Source organism: Pseudomonas sp. 2835 (genome assembly GCF_050435905.1).
Taxonomy (GTDB): domain Bacteria; phylum Pseudomonadota; class Gammaproteobacteria; order Pseudomonadales; family Pseudomonadaceae; genus Aquipseudomonas.
In genome coordinates, this window is sequence record NZ_JBNDLE010000013.1 from 63,553 (window position 1) to 83,566 (window position 20,014).

At 62.3% G+C, this 20,014-nt stretch carries 18 protein-coding genes and 1 riboswitch; of the genes, 5 read left to right on the forward strand and 13 right to left on the reverse strand.

The features are described 5' to 3' along the window. Positions 1-61: 61 nt before the first annotated feature. The 7 genes from ABIE20_RS18650 to ABIE20_RS18680 form a co-directional block, all read right to left on the reverse strand. The gene (locus tag ABIE20_RS18650; protein WP_429506463.1) at positions 62-1,939 is read right to left on the reverse strand and encodes a DEAD/DEAH box helicase; all 1,878 of its coding nucleotides are present in this window, start codon (positions 1,937-1,939) and stop codon (positions 62-64) included. A gap of 221 nt (positions 1,940-2,160) precedes the next feature. Next, complete coding sequence (locus ABIE20_RS18655) at positions 2,161-2,946, reverse strand: substrate-binding periplasmic protein (protein WP_429506464.1); 786 nt, start codon at positions 2,944-2,946, stop codon at positions 2,161-2,163. 65 nt (positions 2,947-3,011) lie between these two features. Continuing rightward, complete coding sequence (locus ABIE20_RS18660) at positions 3,012-4,094, reverse strand: hypothetical protein (protein ID WP_429506465.1); 1,083 nt, start codon at positions 4,092-4,094, stop codon at positions 3,012-3,014. 109 nt (positions 4,095-4,203) lie between these two features. Then, positions 4,204-5,049 (reverse strand): methylenetetrahydrofolate reductase [NAD(P)H], encoded by an 846-nt coding sequence (gene metF / locus ABIE20_RS18665; RefSeq protein WP_429506467.1) that lies wholly within the window; start codon positions 5,047-5,049, stop codon positions 4,204-4,206. Positions 5,050-5,142: 93 nt separating this feature from the next. After that, positions 5,143-6,552, reverse strand: a complete 1,410-nt coding sequence (gene ahcY, locus ABIE20_RS18670) for an adenosylhomocysteinase (RefSeq protein WP_429506468.1) — start codon at positions 6,550-6,552, stop codon at positions 5,143-5,145. Between the two features lie 21 nt (positions 6,553-6,573). Next, a riboswitch (S-adenosyl-L-homocysteine riboswitch) is annotated at positions 6,574-6,677 on the reverse strand. Positions 6,678-6,776: 99 nt separating this feature from the next. Continuing rightward, a complete protein-coding gene (locus tag ABIE20_RS18675; RefSeq protein WP_429506470.1) occupies positions 6,777-7,286 on the reverse strand; it encodes a hypothetical protein in 510 nt (169 codons plus the stop codon). Positions 7,287-7,364: 78 nt separating this feature from the next. Next, complete coding sequence (locus ABIE20_RS18680) at positions 7,365-7,871, reverse strand: inclusion body family protein (protein WP_123564896.1); 507 nt, start codon at positions 7,869-7,871, stop codon at positions 7,365-7,367. A gap of 336 nt (positions 7,872-8,207) precedes the next feature. On the opposite strand from ABIE20_RS18680, the gene ABIE20_RS18685 reads away from it, so the two are divergent. After that, positions 8,208-8,606, forward strand: a complete 399-nt coding sequence (locus ABIE20_RS18685; protein WP_429506472.1) for an acyl-CoA thioesterase — start codon at positions 8,208-8,210, stop codon at positions 8,604-8,606. 67 nt (positions 8,607-8,673) lie between these two features. Here ABIE20_RS18685 and ABIE20_RS18690 read toward each other — a convergent pair whose 3' ends face one another. Next, positions 8,674-9,909 carry a cation:proton antiporter gene (locus ABIE20_RS18690; protein ID WP_429506473.1) on the reverse strand — a complete coding sequence of 412 codons (1,236 nt, stop codon included), beginning with the start codon at positions 9,907-9,909 and terminating at the stop codon, positions 8,674-8,676. 200 nt (positions 9,910-10,109) lie between these two features. Between ABIE20_RS18690 and ABIE20_RS18695 the strand changes: the two genes are divergently transcribed. Continuing rightward, positions 10,110-10,943 carry an EamA family transporter gene (locus ABIE20_RS18695; protein ID WP_429506474.1) on the forward strand — a complete coding sequence of 278 codons (834 nt, stop codon included), beginning with the start codon at positions 10,110-10,112 and terminating at the stop codon, positions 10,941-10,943. Between the two features lie 25 nt (positions 10,944-10,968). After that, positions 10,969-11,355 carry an MAPEG family protein gene (locus ABIE20_RS18700; protein ID WP_429506476.1) on the forward strand — a complete coding sequence of 129 codons (387 nt, stop codon included), beginning with the start codon at positions 10,969-10,971 and terminating at the stop codon, positions 11,353-11,355. Between the two features lie 6 nt (positions 11,356-11,361). On the opposite strand, the gene mltA is transcribed toward ABIE20_RS18700, so the two are convergent. Continuing rightward, the gene (gene mltA, locus ABIE20_RS18705) at positions 11,362-12,513 is read right to left on the reverse strand and encodes a murein transglycosylase A (RefSeq protein WP_429506477.1); all 1,152 of its coding nucleotides are present in this window, start codon (positions 12,511-12,513) and stop codon (positions 11,362-11,364) included. 130 nt (positions 12,514-12,643) lie between these two features. Here mltA and ABIE20_RS18710 point away from each other — a divergent pair, with 130 nt between their 5' ends. Continuing rightward, the gene (locus tag ABIE20_RS18710) at positions 12,644-13,090 is read left to right on the forward strand and encodes a c-type cytochrome (protein WP_429506479.1); all 447 of its coding nucleotides are present in this window, start codon (positions 12,644-12,646) and stop codon (positions 13,088-13,090) included. A gap of 103 nt (positions 13,091-13,193) precedes the next feature. Here ABIE20_RS18710 and ABIE20_RS18715 read toward each other — a convergent pair whose 3' ends face one another. From ABIE20_RS18715 to ABIE20_RS18730, 4 genes are all read right to left on the reverse strand, one after another. After that, complete coding sequence (locus ABIE20_RS18715; protein WP_429506481.1) at positions 13,194-13,589, reverse strand: DUF1090 domain-containing protein; 396 nt, start codon at positions 13,587-13,589, stop codon at positions 13,194-13,196. Positions 13,590-13,648: 59 nt separating this feature from the next. Next, positions 13,649-15,328 carry an NAD-dependent DNA ligase LigB gene (gene ligB, locus ABIE20_RS18720; RefSeq protein WP_429506483.1) on the reverse strand — a complete coding sequence of 560 codons (1,680 nt, stop codon included), beginning with the start codon at positions 15,326-15,328 and terminating at the stop codon, positions 13,649-13,651. 157 nt (positions 15,329-15,485) lie between these two features. Then, positions 15,486-16,676, reverse strand: coding sequence for a methionine adenosyltransferase (metK, locus tag ABIE20_RS18725; RefSeq protein ID WP_010221525.1), 1,191 nt, complete (start codon positions 16,674-16,676; stop codon positions 15,486-15,488). Positions 16,677-16,688: 12 nt separating this feature from the next. Then, on the reverse strand, positions 16,689-17,690 hold the full coding sequence (locus tag ABIE20_RS18730; protein ID WP_429506485.1) for an ArsR/SmtB family transcription factor: 1,002 nt from the start codon (positions 17,688-17,690) through the stop codon (positions 16,689-16,691). 259 nt (positions 17,691-17,949) lie between these two features. On the opposite strand from ABIE20_RS18730, the gene tkt reads away from it, so the two are divergent. After that, complete coding sequence (gene tkt, locus ABIE20_RS18735; RefSeq protein ID WP_429506486.1) at positions 17,950-19,947, forward strand: transketolase; 1,998 nt, start codon at positions 17,950-17,952, stop codon at positions 19,945-19,947. Positions 19,948-20,014: the final 67 nt, after the last annotated feature.

Sequence of the window (20,014 nt, forward strand, 5' to 3'; positions counted from 1 at the left end):
TTGCTGCATAAACGAGAACGCCGCCCCTAGGGGCGGCGTTTTTGTTGGCGCGCTCGCTGAATCAGCGGTTACGCGTCAGCAGTGCAGGCTTCTCGCCACGTGGACGGCTTGGCAGCTGCTCGAGCTGTTCGGCAGTCGGGAAGCGGTCGACCTTCGACTCCTTGTGGACGATCTTTGGCTGCGGCTGGCCTTCACGCGGATTGCGTACGGCCGGCTCTTTGCTTGCTTGATCATCGCGCGCCGGGCGGCGATTGCGACCGCCGCCGTCGCGGCTGCCACCACCATTACGGGCACCGCCACCGCGCTTCTCGCCATTGGCCGAAGCACCACCACCGCTGCGCGGGCCGTTGTTGCTGCGCGGTTGGCCGCCACGTGGCTGGCCACCGGTGCCGGCGCCGGCCTGGGCAGGTGCGCCCGGGCGACGGTTGCGGCCCTGGTTGCCTTTGTTCTGGTAAGGGCTGACGTAGTCGGCGCGGTTACCGAAGTTGTCGACTTCGTCATCCAGAAACTCTTCCGGATCACGATTGGCCGGCACTGGCGGGACACCCGGCTGGCTCGATTGGGCCTGACGCGGCTTGTTGTCGCGCGGCTTACGCTCCTGGCGCCCACCGGCGGATTTCTCCGCGGATTTTTCCTTATCCTTGTCGCGGCCTTTGTCTTTGCCCTGATCCTTGCCCTTGTCCTTGCGACCGCCGCTGCCGGCATTGCTGCCATCGGCGCGCTGGCCACGGCCACCGCGCGGGTTGTTTTGCGGGCGTTCACGGGTTTCGGGTTTTTCAGCTTCGACCTTGGAGGCATCAAAGCCCATCAGGTCGCCATCCGGGATCTTCTGGCGGGTGACACGTTCGATGCTCTTGAGCAGCTTTTCTTCGTCCGGGGCAACCAGCGAGATGGCCTCGCCCGAACGACCGGCGCGACCGGTACGGCCGATACGGTGAACGTAGTCTTCTTCAACGTTGGGCAGCTCGAAGTTGACCACGTGCGGCAACTGGTCGATGTCCAGGCCACGGGCGGCGATATCGGTGGCAACCATGATCCGCACGGTGCCGGCCTTGAAGTCGGCCAGGGCCTTGGTACGCGCGTTCTGGCTCTTGTTGCCGTGGATCGCGGCGGCGGTCAGGCCGTGCTTTTCAAGGTATTCGGCCAGGCGGTTGGCGCCATGCTTGGTACGGGTGAACACCAGCACCTGTTCCCACGCACCGGTGGTGATCAGGTGCGCCAGCAAGGCGCGCTTGTGGCTGGCCGGCAGGCGGTAGACGCGCTGCTCGATACGCTCGACCGTGGTGTTCGGCGGCGTGACTTCGATGCGCTCGGGGTTGTGCAGCAGCTTGTCGGCAAGGTCGGTGATGTCTTTGGAGAAGGTCGCCGAAAACAGCAGGTTCTGACGCTTGGCCGGCAGGCGGGCAAGGACCTTCTTCACATCATGGATGAAGCCCATGTCGAGCATGCGGTCGGCTTCATCGAGCACCAGGGTTTCGACGTGCGACAGGTCAACACTGCCCTGGCCGGCGAGATCCAGCAGGCGACCCGGGCAGGCCACCAGCACGTCAACACCCTTGGCCATGGCCTGAACCTGCGGGTTCATGCCGACGCCGCCAAAGATGCAGGCGCTGACGAATTTGAGATCGCGGGCGTAGACCTTGAAGCTGTCGTGAACCTGGGCGGCCAGTTCGCGCGTCGGGGTCAGCACCAGTACCCGCGGCTGGCGTGGGCCATGGCGCTGGGACTTGTCCGGGTGACCACCGGGAAACAGGCGTTCGAGGATCGGCAGGGCGAAACCGCCGGTTTTACCAGTACCTGTCTGGGCGGCAACCATCAGGTCGCGGCCTTGCAACACGGCGGGAATGGCCCGCTGTTGCACCGGAGTGGGCTGGGTGTAGCCCGCAGCCTCGATGGCGCGAACTAGAGCCTCGGAGAGACCGAGGGAAGCAAAGGACATGAGTAATCCTGTTCTAATGGGGGCTGTGCCCGATGGGATAATCTTGCCTGGCGCGACGGGCATCAGCTGATGCTATCGCGTCCGGTCCAGCAGGGTCTTCAATGCGCATCCGGGGCGGCGGGCGGGCTCTGGGCCGCGCTGTCCTGCCGGTCGGGATGCCTTTTGCAAGGCCGAGCGTCCGGGCGTAAGCCTGGCGGGAAGGCCCGAGTATAACAGAGCATTCAGCGCGTGCTGCGTTCCTGCTGCTCAACGGCGGTTGGAAAGTATTCCGCAGTGCCGGCGTAGCGTGCATGCAGCGCGGCATAGGCCGGCTCGCGCTTGAAGCGGCGCAGCTCGGCGGCAAAGCGCTGGGCCAGCAGGTCCATGCCGACATTGCGGCGCACCGCCAGGTACTGGCTGTGGCGGCTGATCACCAGAGGCAACTCGCTGATTTGCTGTTCCAGGCCCAATGTTTTGATCATGTAGCGACCTACCCGCCGATCGGTGATCAACAGGTCGATCCGTCCGCGCTGGAGCTTGCCGAAGTTGGCCTCGTGAGTGGGTGCTGGTTCGCGAGTGAACAGCGGCGAGTCGATAAATGCGCCGCCATAGCTGTAACCGGGTGAAGTGCCAACGGTAAGGCCGCGCAGGTCTTCCAGGCGCTTGACCTTGTGCGGGCGGGCATTGGCATAGAACAGGGTGAATTCGACGTCGGACAGCGGCTCGCTGGGGTAGAACAACTGGCTGTCGCGCTGTTCGGTCTGGAAGATATCCAGCACGCCATCGGCCAGACCCTGCTCGATCATCGCCAGGCAGCGCTTCCAGGGCAGGAACTGCCACTCCACATCGACCCCCAGGCGCTTGAACACCTCGGCGGTCACTTCATAGTCGATGCCTTTGGCCTGGCCGCCCTCAAGGTAGACATAGGGGGCCCAGGGTTCGGTGACGATACGCAGCTTCTCGCCGTGGGCAAAGGCACTCAGGCAAGTGAGAAACAGCGCGGTCAACAGGCGGGTGAAATCGGGCATGGCTGGAGATTACGACGTGCGCACGGCTATGGCTAGTAGCCGTGCATGTCGAGCCAGCCGGGGTGTCAGCGCTGTGATCGCTTTAACAGTGAATCACGTACCGTGCGGTGCTTGCGACCCAGCGAGAGGCGCATGCCTGGGTGCTCGAACCAGCGGTGCAGGGTATCGGGGCAAATCGGCCGTGGGTGGCGAGCCTTGACGTTGTCCAGGGCCTTGTCCCACCACGCTGAAGCGCAGGCGCGGTCGAACTCGTTGGGGTAGTCGTAGCAGCCATTGAGCAGTTCGCGCATGAACTGGCGCTGCTCGCTCGGCAGGGCCAGGCTCAGCGCCTTGTAGCCCAGGCGGTGCAAGGTCGGCGGCTTGGGCAACTGGGCATTGACGCGGGTGACGTCGGCCAGTGCCTCCTCGCTCAGGGGCGCATGCTGGTGCTTGGCCAGCCAGGCCTGGACCTTGGCCCGGAACAGCTGCTTGCGGCTCCAGTAATGATGGATCAGGTCGGTGCACTGGCTGACCTGCATCTGCCGATAGGCGGCCACGCCCAGGCAGAACTCCTCCAGGGTGTAGGCACCGTTGGCGTGGGGGTAGTACTCGTCCATCAAGGCGATGGAGCGGTCGAGCAATGGCGCATCTTCCTGCAGCAGGCCGATGACCCCGGAATTCAGCAGCGGCATGTGCTGGTCGGCCAGCCCGCGTTCTTCGAGCATCGGCGCCAGGCTCTGGAACAGCGGGCACTGCGGATCATTGCCATAGGTACTGCCGATGGCGTTGCACAGCAGGGTCCCTGGCTTGACCCGGCGAAACAGCTCGATGGGCGACTGATGGAAGAACGTGTCGGTATCGATCAGCACGGCCATGGGTGCGCTGGCCAGCACCTGGCGCAGCACCACGTGCTTGCTGCGAAAGTGATAGCCATACGGCTGGTTCCAGGCTTCGCGGGTGGCGGCGTCGAGTGGATGAACGCTTACCGGCAGGTGCTGGTAGGGTTCGGGATTGTCGCTGTAGACCTGGATATCAAGTGCTTCCCCGGGCGTCTTGCGCAGGTTGGCCAGGGCGCTGACGATGCTGAACTGGGCTTCCTGATGATAGGTATGTGGCCCGAAGACCAGGTAAACGAGTTGCGGTCGAGCAGGGGTAAGTCCTTGGCGCATGGAAGGCACGAAAATCCGTCAGGGGTAGGAATGCAGAAAGGCCCTTAGCGTAAGCTAAAGGCCTTTTCAGTATTCTGACGCAATTGTTACCTGCGGTGTAGCGATTCGATCAGCGGGGCAACTTGAGGTTGTTCCAGATCGCCAGGCTCGGATCGGCCTGGTTCAGGGTATAGAAATGCAACCCTGGAGCGCCGCCTTGCAGCAGTTGCTCGCACATACGGGTGATGACTTCTTCACCGAAGGCCTGGATGCTCTTCACATCGTCGCCGTAGGCTTCCAGCTGCTTGCGGATCCAGCGTGGGATCTCGGCGCCGCAGGCGTCGGAGAAGCGTGCCAGCTTGCTGTAGTTGGTGATCGGCATGATCCCCGGGACTACCGGAATATCCACACCCATCTGCTGCACGCGCTCGACGAAGTAGAAGTAGCTGTCGGCGTTGAAGAAGTACTGGGTGATAGCGCTGTCGGCACCGGCGTTGGCCTTGCGCACGAAGTTCTTCAGGTCATCCTCGAAGTTGCGCGCCTGGGGGTGCATCTCCGGGTAGGCGGCGATTTCGATATGGAAGTGATCGCCGCTTTCCTGACGGATGAACTCCACCAGTTCGTTAGCATAGCGCAGCTCGCCGCTGGCCATGCCCATGCCCGACGGCAGGTCGCCGCGCAAGGCGACGATGCGCTGGATGCCGGCTGCCTTGTACTGGGTCAGCAGCGAGCGCAGATCGTCCTTGCTGTCGCCAACGCACGAAAGGTGCGGGGCGGCGGGGACTTTCACTTCGCTTTCCAGCTGCAGCACGGTGTTCAGCGTGCGGTCGCGGGTCGAGCCACCGGCACCGTAGGTGCAGGAGAAGAAATCCGGGTTGTAGCTGGCCAGCTGGCGGGCAGTGGCAAGCAGTTTTTCATGTCCAGCATCGGTCTTGGTCGGGAAGAACTCGAAGCTGTAACGACGTTCCTGAGACATAGAAGGTTCTCTTCAGCGGCAAGCTACAAGCCGCAAGCGACAAGCAGAAGCGGCGCGAACCGCTTGCAGCTTGCAGCTTGCAGCTACCAACTTTCAGTAACGGTAGGCGTGTGGCTTGAATGGCCCTTCAACAGTTACGCCGATGTATTCGGCCTGTTGCGGGGTCAGTTGGGTCACTACACCACCGAAGCCGCGGACCATTTCCAGGGCCACTTCTTCGTCGAGTTTCTTCGGCAGGACTTCAACGGTCAGGCGCTCGGCTTTCTGAGCGGCTGGCAGGTCGGCGTACTTCTGTTCGAACAGGAAGATCTGCGCCAGGACCTGGTTGGCGAACGAGCCGTCCATGATCCGGCTTGGGTGGCCGGTAGCGTTACCCAGGTTTACCAGGCGGCCTTCGGCCAGGAGGATCAGGTAGTCATCGTTCTGTGGGTCGAAGTCGCCATGGCCGGTACGGTGGATCTTGTGTACCTGTGGTTTGACTTCTTCCCAGGCCCAGTTCTTGCGCATGAAAGCGGTGTCGATTTCATTGTCGAAGTGGCCGATGTTGCAGACCACTGCACGCTTTTTCAGGGCCTTGAGCATGTTGGCGTCGCAGACGTTGACGTTACCGGTGGTGGTCACGATCAGGTCGATCTTGCCCAGCAGGGCTTTGTCGATGCTCGCTTCGGTGCCGTTGTTGATACCGTCGATGAACGGCGAGACCAGCTCGAAGCCGTCCATGCAGGCCTGCATGGCGCAGATCGGGTCAACTTCGGAAACCTTGACGATCATGCCTTCCTGACGCAGCGACTGGGCCGAGCCCTTGCCCACGTCACCGTAACCGATGACCAGCGCCTGCTTGCCCGACAGCAGGTGGTCGGTGCCGCGCTTGATGGCATCGTTGAGGCTGTGACGGCAGCCGTACTTGTTGTCGTTCTTGCTCTTGGTGACCGAGTCGTTGACGTTGATCGCCGGGACTTTCAGCTCGCCCTTGGCCAGCATGTCGAGCAGGCGGTGCACGCCGGTGGTGGTCTCTTCGGTAACACCGTGGACGCGCTCCAGCACAGCCGGGTACTTCTTGTGCAGCAGCTCGGTGAGGTCGCCGCCGTCGTCGAGGATCATATTGGCGTCCCATGGCTGGCCATCCTTGAGGATGGTCTGCTCCAGGCACCACTCGTACTCTTCTTCGGTCTCGCCTTTCCAGGCGAACACAGGGATGCCGGCAGCGGCGATGGAGGCAGCGGCCTGGTCCTGGGTCGAGAAGATGTTGCAGGACGACCAGCGTACCTCGGCACCCAGGGCTACCAGGGTTTCGATCAGCACGGCGGTCTGAATGGTCATGTGGATGCAGCCGAGGATTTTTGCACCCTTGAGCGGTTGCTCTTCAAGGTACTTGCGGCGCAGGCCCATCAGCGCAGGCATTTCCGATTCGGCAATGATGGTCTCGCGACGGCCCCAGGCAGCCAGGGAGATGTCGGCGACTTTGTAATCGGTAAAACCAGCAGGCGTGTTTACAGCGCTCATTGAGAGCCTCCATTCGTAGTGTGCGAATGGGCGCCGTTGTGCGTTTAGTGTCCGCAGGCAGGCCTGGCGGACAACGCCCCATCCGAGCCTGACAGGTTGAACCTGCTGCAGCGCCCCTCGGACAGGTGGCGGGAACGGTGGCCAATGCAGCCACCGTCGAATAATGCCGGGCGATTATAGCCGGGCTTTTCGAGCATCCCAAGCGCTAAAGACAAATCAGAGGGTCAGCCGGTCGGCACCGTGACCTGCAGGTCCAGGTGCAGGCTCAGGTACGCCAGCGGTTCGCAGCCCTGGGTCAGCAGCATTACCTGCCAGGTGAGCTTGAACTCGCCCGGCTGGTCGCTGCGCAGATGCCAGTGGTAGTCGTCGACCTCACGGCACGACGGCTGCAATGGTGTGGATGGCTCAGGACGTGCCAGGCGCAGATTGTGCTGTTCGATCAGCTCGATTGTCAGCGGCGGCGTGCTGGCAGGGCTGTGGCTGAACAGTATTTCTTCGCCGAGCAGTGCTACCGGCACCATGCGCAGCAGTAGCGGGGTCCCGGCTTCGAGGGTCAGTCGGGCGGAGTCGATAAGCAGCAAGTCGACCGGCTGCGCTCGGGCGTGCAGGATGCACAGGTGGCGAGGGTCGAGCGCGATGGGCGAACCCGGGTTGCCGGGCAAAGGATCGAGCGAGGCAAGCAGGCCCTTGGCATCGACGATCAGTACAACGTGTTCAGGTTTCTCCGTAGCCATGATGAGCTCCTTCCATGAGCACCAATTGGGGCGGGTTGCGGTGTGCGCCGCCGGCTGGCCGGCGGCGCTTGCCCTGGATCAGTTGGTGATGGTGATGAACGGATCCCATTCGAAGTAGCCGCAGCACTTGCAATCACGATCGACGATCATGAACTTGAAGTGGTAGGTGACCTTGCCTTGCGCAAGCAAGTCGCCACGCCAGTAGTAGTTGTCGTTGATCTGGCAGGTCGGCACGGTTTTGTTGTTGGCATTGGGCACGGCCGATTGCACTTTGGCCTTCAGTGCCCGAGGGTCTTCCAGCAGTTGGTGATTGGGGTCGTCGCAAACGAACCCATAGAGGATCACCGACTGCTCGAAGCCAAAGGAAATGCTCTGTTCACGCCAGCGCACCACATCACCTACGCGACCCTTGAGGTGCAACTCGCCGCCGGCCTGGCCAGAGATGACGTTGTCCTGGTAGGTGACCATGTAGATGTGTTCTGGCGGGATGAACGTGGGCTTGTTCGGGTCTTTGCTCGGATTGGGGAATTTCTTGAGGATGGTTTCGGTGTCGAAGTTGATGCTGACGTCGATAACTCTGGACATGAGTGGATTCCTTTTCACTGTACGAGTAGGTCAATGGTGAGCCTCGGATGCTCTCCACTGGCACTGCCCGGAGCTTCGCTTCCTGCGATGCCGGTTCTGCCGCGCCGTATGCCAAGTTCCGGTGGTCCGACTACCTGGAGTGATCTGCGGATCACATGCTCAGGCTAGCCGCATCGATTGGGCTGTCAAAGCGTGCCGAGCGGAATTTTGGCGGCTACTGACCAATGGTCGTAATGGTCGATTACCCCAGAATGGGGCTACCATGTAACGCAAGGGCCGCAGGGCTGAATTGCCCTTCGGTGCTCGACTTTCCAGAGGCCAAGGTCAGGAGTACAGATGAATTTCCACACCCGCAAATGGGTAAAACCCGAAGACCTCAACCCCAACGGCACCCTGTTCGGCGGCAGCCTGCTGCGCTGGATCGACGAAGAGGCGGCGATCTATGCGATCGTCCAGCTGGGCAACCAGCGCGTGGTAACCAAGTACATCTCGGAGATCAACTTCGTCAGCGCGTCGCGCCAGGGCGACATCATCGAGCTGGGCATCACCGCCACCGAATTCGGTCGCACCTCGATCACCCTCAAGTGCGAAGTGCGCAACAAGATCACCCGCAAGAGCATCCTCACCGTTGACCGCATAGTCTTCGTCAACCTTGGGGAAGACGGCTTGCCGGCACCGCACGGGCGGACCGAGATCAAGTACATCAAGGATCAGTTCGATACCGCGGTGGAATGATAGGCACCGCCGGCAAGTCGGCTCCCACATATCCCTGTGGGGGGCTGGCTTGCCGGCGATAGCGGTCTCAAGGCTGCTCGGTAACCCCGCGCACCACCCGCCCGATCGTCAGGCCCTGCAACAGGATCGACGACAGCACCACGATGTAGGTGATGCTCAGCAGCAGGTCACGTTCGGTGCCCGATGGCAGCGACAGGGCCAGGGCCACCGACACACCGCCACGCAGGCCACCCCAGGTCAGTACCCGCACGGTGCCGCGCGGAACGGTGCGCCAACGGCGCAACATCAGGATGGCTGGCGCCACAGTCAGCAGGCGCGACAGCAGGATTGCCACTGCCAGTACCCCGGCCGCCGCCAGGTGCATCCACGAGAACGGCAGCAGCAACAGCTCCAGGCCGATCAGGGCGAACAGCAGGGCGTTGAGCATATCGTCGATCAGCTCCCAGAACCCGTCCATGTAACGGCGGGTCATGTCGTTCATGGCCAGGTTGCGCCCCAGGTTGCCGATGATCAGGCCGGCCACGACCATGGCGATCGGTGCCGAAACGTGCAGCTCATAGGCCATCGCCGAGCCGCCGATGACCAGCGCCAGGGTCAGCATGACCTCGACCTGGTACTGCTCGATGCTTTTGATCATGCGGTAGGTGATGTAGCCCACCAGGCCGCCGAACAGGATGCCGCCAATGGCTTCGCGGGCGAACAGGATCGCGGTGTCGGCCACCGTCGGTGTTTCGCCAAGCTGGGCGATACCCAGCAGCACGGTGAACACCACGACTGCAGTACCGTCGTTGAACAGCGACTCACCGACGATGGTGGTCTTCAGAGGCTTGGAGGCATTGGCGGTACGCAGTGCACCGAGAACCGCGATCGGGTCGGTCGGCGAGATCAACGCGCCGAACAGCAGGCAGTAGAGCAGGCTCACATGCCAGCCGAACAGGGCAAAAATCCAGTGGGCGAGAAAGCCGATGACCACGGTGGCGATCAGCACGCCGACGGTCGCCAGCAGCCCGATGGGCCAGCGGTAGCTGCGCAGGTCGGCAAGGTTTACGTGCAATGCGCCGGCGAACAGCAGGAATGAAAGCATCCAGTGCATCAGCAGATCGTTGAAGTCGATCTGGTTCATCAAGCCCTGCACGCGCTCTTCCAGGCCGGGGTAACCGATCACGCTCAGGCCTTGCAGCAGCAGCGAGAACAGCAAGGCGGTGACCATCACGCCGATGGTTGGGGGCAGGCCGATGAAACGGTAATTTACATAGGTGAGGAGGGTGGTCAAACAGATAAACGCAGCAACGAGCTCAAGCATCCTAGGTCCTGTAGTGGCTTCCAAGTCGACACCCGATAGCCTCGGGCATTTCTTTGATGACCTGCCAAGGGCTTCGGGACACACTTTTGACTGGATTCGTTGACCGCGTTCCTTCGATTTCGTTTCCAGCAGCCCGCGCGAAAGTGGTTATATAGCCGCTGGCCATTGATGACCTCACCTGCCTTGCCAAGGACCATTGCGTGTTAGCCACCTCATTGGTATTGGTCGCGGCGCTGCTGCACGCGACCTGGAACACCCTGATCAAATTCAGCGGCGAACGCCTGCTGGTGATTGCCAGCATGGACGCGGTGGCGCTGGTGTTTGCCGTCGCCATGGTCGCATTCGTCCAGGTGCCGCCGGCCGAAGTCTGGCCGTGGATGCTGGCGTCGGCGCTGTTTGAACTCTTCTATCGGTTCCTGCTGATCCAGGCCTATCGGGTCGGCGACCTGGGGCTGGTCTATCCGTTGATGCGTGGCTTGTCGCCGCTGGTGGTGCTGGCACTGACCCTGACCTTTGCCGGCGAAGCCCTGAGTAGCCAGCAGATCATCGGCATCCTGCTCATTCCTTGTGGCATGGCCTGCCTGCTTTGGCAGGGCGGCGGCGGTGACCGGCTGCCCTGGTCGATGTTGCCGGTGGTGGCCTTGATAGGTCTGTGCATCGGTTGTTACACCTGGCTTGACGGCCAGGCGATCCGCCTGTGGTCGCAACCGTTGGACTATCTTGTATGGCTGACGCTGATCAGTGCCTGGCCGTTTCCGCTGTTGGCAGGGGTGGCCCGGCGCGCGCCGTTCATACTGTTCTGGCGGCTGCAGTGGCGATTGGGGCTGGCGGTGGGTTTTTGCGTGTTGTTCAGCTATGCCCTGGTGCTCTGGGCCATGCAACTGGGGTCGGTGGCCGAGGCGGCGGCGCTGCGCGAGGTCAGCGTGATCCTGGTGGTACTGTTCGGCATGCGCTACCTCAAAGAACCTTTTGGCGGGCCGAGGCTCTTAGCCTGTGCGCTGGTGCTGATCGGCATGCTGATCATGAAACTCTGATAACTCTACTGACAAGGACTTGGCCATGACCGTTGCCTTCTGGTGTGTACTGATTGCGTTGTTCCTGCCCATTGTGTGTACCAGCATCGCCAAGGTTGCCAGCGGGCGCTTCAGCCTGCGCCAGAACCACGACCCGCGGGCCTTCCTCGACAAACTCGAAGGCTTGCCGCGCCGGGCCAACGCGGCGCAGATGAACAGCTTCGAAGCCTTCCCGGCGTTCGCTGCGGCAGTGATCATCGCCGACATTGTCGGCAATGCCGAGCAGGTGACCCAGGACGTGCTGGCGGTGCTCTACATCACCAGCCGCCTGCTCTACATCATCTGTTACCTGGCCGACTGGGCCGCCCTGCGTTCGCTGGTGTGGTTCGTCGGCCTGGGCCTGATTGCGTCGTTCTTCTTCGTCTCGGTCTGAGCCGCATCACGGCACCTGCGGCACGTCCGGCAAGGCTGCGCCCTTGGGCCACAACAGCCAGATCTGGCCTTGCTGCTTCATGTCGCCGGCCAGTTTGCCGGCTTCAGTGCCGGTGCCCCAGAACAGGTCGGCGCGCACTTCGCCGGTGATCGCCCCACCGGTATCCTGGGCGGCCACCGGACGCACCACCGGCGCGCCATCAGGGCGGGTGGTAGAGAGCCACAGCAAGCTGCCCAGCGGAATCACCTTGCGGTCGATGGCCACGCTGTAGCCGGCGGTCAATGGCACATTGAGCGAGCCGCGCGGGCCTTCGTTGCTGTCCGGGCGGGTGCTGAAGAACACGTAGCTGGGGTTGCTTGCCAGTAGTTCCGGGACCCGCGCCGGGTTGCTCTGGGCCCAGGCATGGATGCTGCCCATGGTCACTTCTTCTTTCTTCAACTGTCCTTGTTCCACCAGCCAGCGGCCAATCGGGCGATAAGGGTGGCCGTTCTGATCGGCATAGCCGATGCGCAGTTGGCGGCCGTCTTCCAGCTGGATGCGACCAGAACCCTGGATCTGCAGGAACTGCAGGTCCATCGGGTCGGTCAGCCAGGCCAGGACCGGTGCCTTGGCGCCCTGAGCGTTGATGGTCTCTGCAGTGTCGTAGGGTTTGAGTACCCGGCCTTCGAGGCGACCGCGCAGACGCTTGCCCTTGAGCTCGGGATAGACGCTGTCCAGCGCCACCACGATCATGTCGTCCGGTACGCCATAGACCGGCACGTTGGCGTTGTCGGTCTGGGCCAGGCTGCCGGGATAAACCGGCTCGTAGTAGCCAGTGATCAAGCCGTTGGCATTGTTCTCGGCCGAACGCATGCTGTAGACGTCCAGCTGCGCCTGAAGAAAGCTGCGCACTTCAGCCGGGCTAGCAGGAATGGCTGCCGCTGCGCTGCAGGTGTTGGCCCAGATCGCATCGCGCTTGAGCCGCTCGCAGGCACTGCGCCACGACTCGAAACCGGCGACCAGGTCGCTGTCGCTGACCTGTGGCAGGTCTTTCCAGGTGGCGCCGACGTAGGTCGCCAGCGGGTGTGGCTTGGGTTTTTCTGGCGCGCTGCCATTGCAGCCGGCCAGCAGGGCCAGCACGGACAGGGTCCAGCCAAGGTGGCGCAAAGGAAGTTTCATCAACGGGGTTCCTCGACGGTTGGCGTGGCTTGCAGCCGTTTTCGCAAACCGTAGTTTTAATAAGGGTATTGGTCTTTGCCGGTGAGGCGAGGATACTGGCCGCCTTTTTCCGTGAGCCGAAGTGATCAAGATGCTCAAGCGACTTTCTGTTGTACTGCTGGCGTGTTTGACCCTGAGTGCCTGTGGCGGGGTCGATCCCAACTCGCCACTGGGCCAGCGCAAGACGATCTTCAAGCAAATGCTCAAGACCAGTGAAGACCTCGGCGGCATGCTGCGCGGGCGCCTGGCCTTCGATGGGCAGAAGTTCGCCGATGGCGCGGTCAAGCTTGACACCCTGTCCCGCGAGCCCTGGAAGCACTTTCCACAGGTTCGCGAAGAGGATGATACCAGCGCCCGTGCTGATGTCTGGGAGAAGCAGGCACGCTTCCAGGACCTGGCCCGGCAGATGGAAGCCAGTACCGCCGAGCTGGTCGCGGTGACCCGCATCCAGCCGCTCAAGGCGGCTGACCTGGCTGCGCCGATGGACAAGGTCGAGGCGGCGTGCAAAGCCTGTCATACCGAGTTTCGAAATCACTGAGTGATCAAGGGGCGCGAGGCGCCCCATCGCTGGCAAGTCCCATTGTGGGAGTTGGCTTTGCCGACGATGGGCTGCGTAGCAGCCCCAATGTTCCCGCCTGCTGTTACTTCTCCAACTCATCCAGGGCGTGCTGCAGCTCTTGCTTGGACTCGGCGAGCTTGTCCTTGCGCTTGTTGATCTTCTCGGCGTCACCTTTTTTCATGGCCTTGTCCAGGTCCTTGGTGCGCTGATTCACTTCGTGGCGGGCATCGAGGACTTTTTGTTCGCGCTCTTTGCGCAGGCTGGCATCGGTGCAGTGCTCGGTCACTTCGCTGAGGGCTTTTTCCAGGCCGGCTTGCTGGTTGCTGTTGCCATGGGCGCGAGCCTGTTTGATCTGTTCGCTGATGGCTTGCTTCTTGGCTGCACAACCGGTCAGGCCTGGCTGTTGTTCGGCGGCCAGCAAAGGCGTGGCCAGGAGTGAACAGGCGGTGAACAGGGCAAGCGGGGAAAGCAGTTTCATTAGGGGCTCCGTTGTCGCGGGCTTGGCAGAATCCATGATGCTGCCCTGATCCGACAAAATTAGAAACCCTCGATTGTGTGTCTGCGCAATTGTTCGGCCACTATCTGCACCTCCGGGGCGCGGAAAAATGCCAGCAATTGAGCGCTGCGGCCCGGGCCAATACCAGGCTCGGCCAGCCATTGCCCGGCATCGCGCTGGCGCAGGTCTGCCCAGGTAATATCCGCTGCCAGCGACGTTGCGGCTGGAACGCCGAGGGCACTAAGCCAGCGAACAAAGGGTTGCCGGCGGGCCTGGTCGAAGGCTTGCAGCAACTGCTGGCGGCTGCGTTCGCCAAGTCCAGGTATCGATTGCAAGTCTTCATCCTGCAGGTCGAGCCAGTCGCCCAGGCCTTGTACGTGGCCACTGTCGATGAGTTTTTCCCAGGTGCCTGGACCTAACCGCGGCATGTTCAGGCCTTGTTTGCCGCTGAGCCAGTTGAGGCGGGCGACGAACTGGCTGCGGCAGCCATCTTTCGGCTGCCAGCAACTGAGCGAGTGGTAATGGGCGGGGTCCGGCACTGCGATATCCGTGCGTTGAACACTGCGGTGCACGACTTCATCCAGGCGTGGAATGGTCAGCCCGGCCAGGCTGATGGAGACCTGGTCGCCGGGGCGGATGTCCAGTTGCTGCCAGCGTTGGAAGGAGCCGAGGCTGACCTGGCGGATCTGCCGGTCATCCAGTTGCACCGGCTCGATCTTCAGCACCGGGGTGATGCGCCCGGTGCGGCCGATGTTGAAGTGCACGCCACGGACTCCAGCCATTGCCTGGGCAAAGGGGTATTTCCACGCGGTAATCCAGTATGGGTCGCGTGCTCGCCAGCGGTCGCCTTGCGGACGCTTGCCCTGGCGCAGCACCACGCCGTCGCTGGCGAACGGCAGCGGGCTGCGGTACCAGTGCTCACGCCAGCGGGCAGCTTCGGCAAAGCTGCTCAAGGGTTCGCTGTAGCGTTCGCTATGCTCAAAACCCAACGCGCTCAAGCCTTTGAGCCGTTCGCGCTGATCGGTCGGTCCCAGTGGCCAGGCCCAGACAAACAGCCCGACCACCGCGCCCTGTTCGGCGCTGATGCGTTTGCGCGCCAGCAAGCCGGCGACATTGCCGCGGGCGTTGAGGCTGCCGGCATTGGCCTGTACGTGGCCGTCCAGGCGCCAGAACAGTTCGCCCTGAAGGACCAGATCGAGCGGCTTGGGCAATTGCTGGTTGAGTGTGCCCAGGGCCGGGATGTGCCGGCTCCAGTCGTGGCCATGGACGCCATCGCCGCGGCTGATCAGTTGCACCAGCGTGCCTGCGCGATAGACCAGGGTGGCCGCCACGCCATCGACCTTGGGTTGAATCCACATCTCTTGCTTGCCGTGCATCCAGGCTTTGACCGCCGCATCGTCGGCCAGCTTGCCAAGGCCGGTATGGGCAATCGGATGGCGCAGGGGGCCGACAGCGGTTTTCAACGGGCTGTCCTGCGGCTTGGCCGAAGCGGGGAAGCAGCTTTGCAGATGGCCCAGGCGTGCGCGGCTCTGGTCGTAGAGTTCGTCAGCGACCAGCGAGACACCCTGACGGTGATAGTGATCGTCCCAGTCGGCAAGCGTCTGCTGGAGCTGGCGGATTTCAGCCCGGGCCTGAACAGGCGGCCAGTCGGGGCAAGTCTGCGCGTGTGCCGGAAGCAGCCAAAAGAAGAGCAGAAGGGACAGCAGGGGCGTGTGCAGCATGGCGAGCATCCTTGCTCGGCGGGGTGGAATACCAAGCCTAGGAAAGATTGAGCGCCTTGAAGGTATTCAACATGTCAGGTCATGTGTCTAGGCCAATGAAAAAGCCCCGACCAGTTACCCGGTCGGGGCTTTTGCTTGCAGCTTGTGGCTTCAGCCCTTACAGACCGGCAGCAGCGCGCAGGGCGTCGACGCGGTCGGTGCGTTCCCAGGTGAAGGTGGTGAAGGTGTCGTCGCCAACAGTCTTCTGCTGCGGGATACGGCCGAAGTGACCGTAAGCAGCGGTTTCCTGGTACATCGGGTGCAGCAGGTCGAGCATGGTGGTGATCGCGTACGGACGCAGGTCGAAGCACTCGCGCACCAGCTGAACGATCTTGTCGTCGGAGATCTTGCCGGTGCCGAAGGTGTTCAGCGAGATCGACGTTGGCTGAGCGACACCAATGGCGTAGGAAACCTGGATCTCGCAACGCTCGGCCAGGCCGGCAGCGACGATGTTCTTGGCCACGTAGCGACCGGCGTAGGCGGCGGAACGGTCAACCTTGGACGGGTCTTTGCCGGAGAACGCGCCACCGCCGTGACGGGCCATGCCGCCGTAGCTGTCGACGATGATCTTGCGACCGGTCAGGCCGCAGTCGCCTACCGGGCCACCGATGATGAACTGGCCGGTCGGGTTGATGTGGAACTGGGTGCCCTTGTGCAGCAGTTCAGCCGGCAGGGTGTGCTTGACGATCAACTCCATCACCGCTTCCTGCAGGTCTTTTTGCGACACTTCAGGGTTGTGCTGGGTCGACAGCACCACGGCATCGATACCGACCACTTTGCCGCCTTCGTAACGGCAGGTGACCTGCGACTTGGCATCCGGGCGCAGCCACGGCAGCAGGCCGGACTTGCGCGCTTCGGCCTGGCGCTCGACCAGGCGGTGCGAGAAGCAGATAGGTGCTGGCATCAGCACGTCGGTTTCGTTGCTGGCATAGCCGAACATCAGGCCCTGGTCGCCGGCACCCTGGTCTTCAGGCTTGCTGCGGTCAACGCCCTGGGCGATGTCTACCGACTGCTTGCCGATGATGTTCATGACTGCGCAGGTCGCGCCGTCGAAGCCGACGTCGGAGCTGTTGTAGCCAATATCGACGATGACTTTGCGAACGATGTCTTCCAGATCGACCCAGGCCGAGGTGGTGACTTCGCCAGCGATGATCGCGACGCCGGTTTTCACCAGGGTTTCGCAGGCCACGCGGGCGAACTTGTCCTGGGTGATGATGGCGTCCAGCACCGCATCCGAAATCTGGTCGGCGATTTTGTCCGGATGCCCTTCAGACACGGACTCGGAGGTGAAAAGGGAGTATTCGCTCATCTCGACGGGTTCCTAAAATTTACCGATGGTGATGTCGCCAGCCGGTCGCTGAAAATGGCGGACCTGAATCTGGAAACCATTACGTAAGCCCACATAGAGGCTGTCCCCGGGAGCCAGTCCCGCAGCGCTGGCCCAACGGGCCAGGTCGTCCTGCTCGAAGCCCAGCCAGATATCGCCACAGGCCTCTCTGGCCCAGCTCTGGTCGTGGCTGCACAACTCTGTTACCAACAGGCTTCCGCCTGGTTTCACGCGGTTGGCCAGCTGCCGCAGGGCTTCGGCCGGGGCGCTGAAATGGTGCAGGACCATGTTCAGCACTACGCAGTCGGCTTCCACATCCGTTGCACTGAGTGCATCGGCCAACTGCAGGTTCACATTAGCCAGACCTTCGCGCTCGCAGACCCGGCGGGCCAGGTCGAGCATGGTCGGGCTGTTGTCCAGGGCGGTGACCCGGGCAAAGCGCCGGGCCAGCTCGGGAAGAAATTCGCCATCGCCGGGGCCCACTTCAAGGGCATCGGCGCCAGCCTCAAAACTGAGTTTGTCGAGCAGGGCCAGCAGGCTTTCGCGGTATTGCGGCAAGCCGGCAATCAAATCCTGCTGGGCGCGAAATTTTTCTTCGACACGCAGGAAAAAGTCCTGGCTGGTAGCTGCCCGGCGTTGTTGCACCTGGGCGATACGGGCCTGGACCTCATCGGCCAGGCTCAGCCCGTCGACTTCGTCGAGCAACGCCGCATGCAGCTTGCCGCCCAGGCTCAGGCCATCGGGCAGGGCGCGGCGGTAGAAGATCGCATTGCCTTCACGACGGGTCGCCACCAGGCCGGCCTGGGCCAGGACCTTGAGGTGATGGCTCATTCCCGACTGGCCGATGGCGAAGATCTGCGCCAGTTCCAGCACGCCGAACGAATCGCTGGCCAGGGCGCGCAATACGTTAAGGCGCAGCGGATCGCCGCCGGCTTTGCACAGGGCAGCCAGCGCATCGCTTTGCTCTTGGCGGATCGACGGCACGGGTAGGTTCATGGAGCGGCAGTCTAGTCAGGCAACGGTTACCCCGCAAGGCCAATATCAAAAAGTTTTGATATTGCTCGATAGGCGGGGCAATTCGTCGCAGGTTGAGCGACCGATCCGGCTGTTTGCCCGGGTTAACGCCTGATTCTTCTCCCAATCACAGGAAAATCATGCTGCATCGACCATCCGTCATTGCCCCCGGGCACGTGCCTGGGCGAAAATGGCCGCCTTTTTTCGTTTCGTAACTAATTCAACACCCAGGAGATAAGCGATGCCCAGCCGTCGTGAGCGTGCCAACGCCATTCGTGCCCTCAGCATGGATGCCGTGCAAAAGGCCAACAGCGGCCACCCCGGTGCCCCTATGGGCATGGCGGATATCGCCGAGGTTCTGTGGCGTGACTACCTGAAGCACAACCCGACCAACCCGAACTTCGCTGACCGTGACCGCTTCGTGCTGTCCAACGGCCACGGTTCGATGCTGATCTATTCGCTGCTGCACCTGACTGGTTACGACCTGTCGATCGACGACCTGAAGAGCTTCCGTCAACTGCACAGCCGTACGCCGGGTCACCCGGAGTTCGGTTACACCCCGGGCGTCGAGACCACCACCGGCCCGTTGGGTCAGGGCCTGGCCAACGCTGTCGGTTTCGCCCTGGCGGAAAAGGTCCTGGCTGGCCAGTTCAACCGCGAAGGCCACAACGTCGTCGACCACCACACCTATGTGTTCCTGGGTGACGGTTGCATGATGGAAGGCATTTCCCACGAAGTCGCTTCCCTGGCCGGTACCCTGGGCCTGGGCAAGCTGATCGCCTTCTACGACGACAACGGCATCTCCATCGACGGCGAAGTCGAAGGCTGGTTCACCGATGACACCCCTAAGCGTTTCGAAGCCTACAACTGGCAGGTGATCCGCAATGTCGACGGCCATGACGCCGACGAAATCCGCACCGCCATCGATACCGCACGCAAGAGCGAGCAGCCGACCCTGATCTGCTGCAAGACCATCATCGGTTTCGGCTCGCCGAACAAGCAGGGCAAGGAAGATTGCCACGGTGCTCCGTTGGGCAACGACGAAATCGCCCTGGCGCGCAAAGAACTGAACTGGAACCACGGCCCGTTTGAAATCCCGGCTGAGATCTACGCCGAGTGGGATGCCAAGGAAGCCGGCAAGGCCGTTGAAGCCGAGTGGGACCAGCGTTTCGCTGCCTACTCCGCCGCTCACCCGGAGCTGGCCAACGAACTGGTGCGTCGCCTGAGCGGTGACCTGCCGGCCGATTTCGCCGAAAAAGCAGCGGCCTACATCGCTGAAGTCGCGGCCAAGGGCGAGACCATCGCCAGCCGTAAAGCCAGCCAGAACGCCCTGAACGCCTTCGGCCCGCTGCTGCCTGAACTGCTCGGCGGCTCGGCTGACCTGGCCGGTTCCAACCTGACCCTGTGGAAAGGCTGCAAAGGCGTCAGCGCTGAAGACGCCAGCGGCAACTACATGTTCTACGGCGTGCGCGAATTCGGCATGACCGCGATCATGAACGGCGTCGCCCTGCACGGCGGCCTGGTGCCTTACGGCGCGACCTTCCTGATGTTCATGGAATACGCTCGCAACGCGGTGCGTATGTCGGCGCTGATGAAGCAGCGGGTCATCCACGTCTACACCCACGACTCCATTGGTCTTGGCGAAGACGGCCCGACCCACCAGCCGATCGAGCAGCTGACCAGCCTGCGCAGCACCCCGAACCTGGACACCTGGCGCCCAGCCGATGCCGTCGAGTCGGCGGTTTCCTGGAAGTTCGCCCTGGAGCGTAAAGACGGCCCATCGGCGCTGATCTTCTCGCGTCAGAACCTGCAGCACCAGGAGCGTGATGCCGAGCAGATCGCCAACATCAGCCGCGGCGGCTATGTCCTCAAAGACTGCGCCGGCGAGCCTGAGCTGATCCTGATCGCCACCGGTTCCGAAGTCGGCCTGGCCGTTCAGGCGTTTGACAAGCTGACCGAGCAAGGCCGCAAGGTCCGCGTCGTGTCGATGCCGTCGACCAGCGTGTTCGATGCCCAGGATGCTGGCTACAAGCAGTCGGTACTGCCGCTGCAAGTCGGCGCGCGGATCGCTATCGAAGCGGCCCATGCCGACTTCTGGTACAAGTACGTCGGCCTCGAAGGCCGCGTCATCGGCATGACCACCTACGGCGAGTCGGCACCTGCGTCGGCCCTGTTCGAAGAGTTTGGTTTCACCCTGGAAAACATCCTGGGTATTGCTGAAGAGCTGCTGGAAGACTGATCGACAGTGCTGGAATCATCGCGGGGCAAGCCCGCTCCTACAGTTCTGTAGGAGCGGGCCTGCCCCG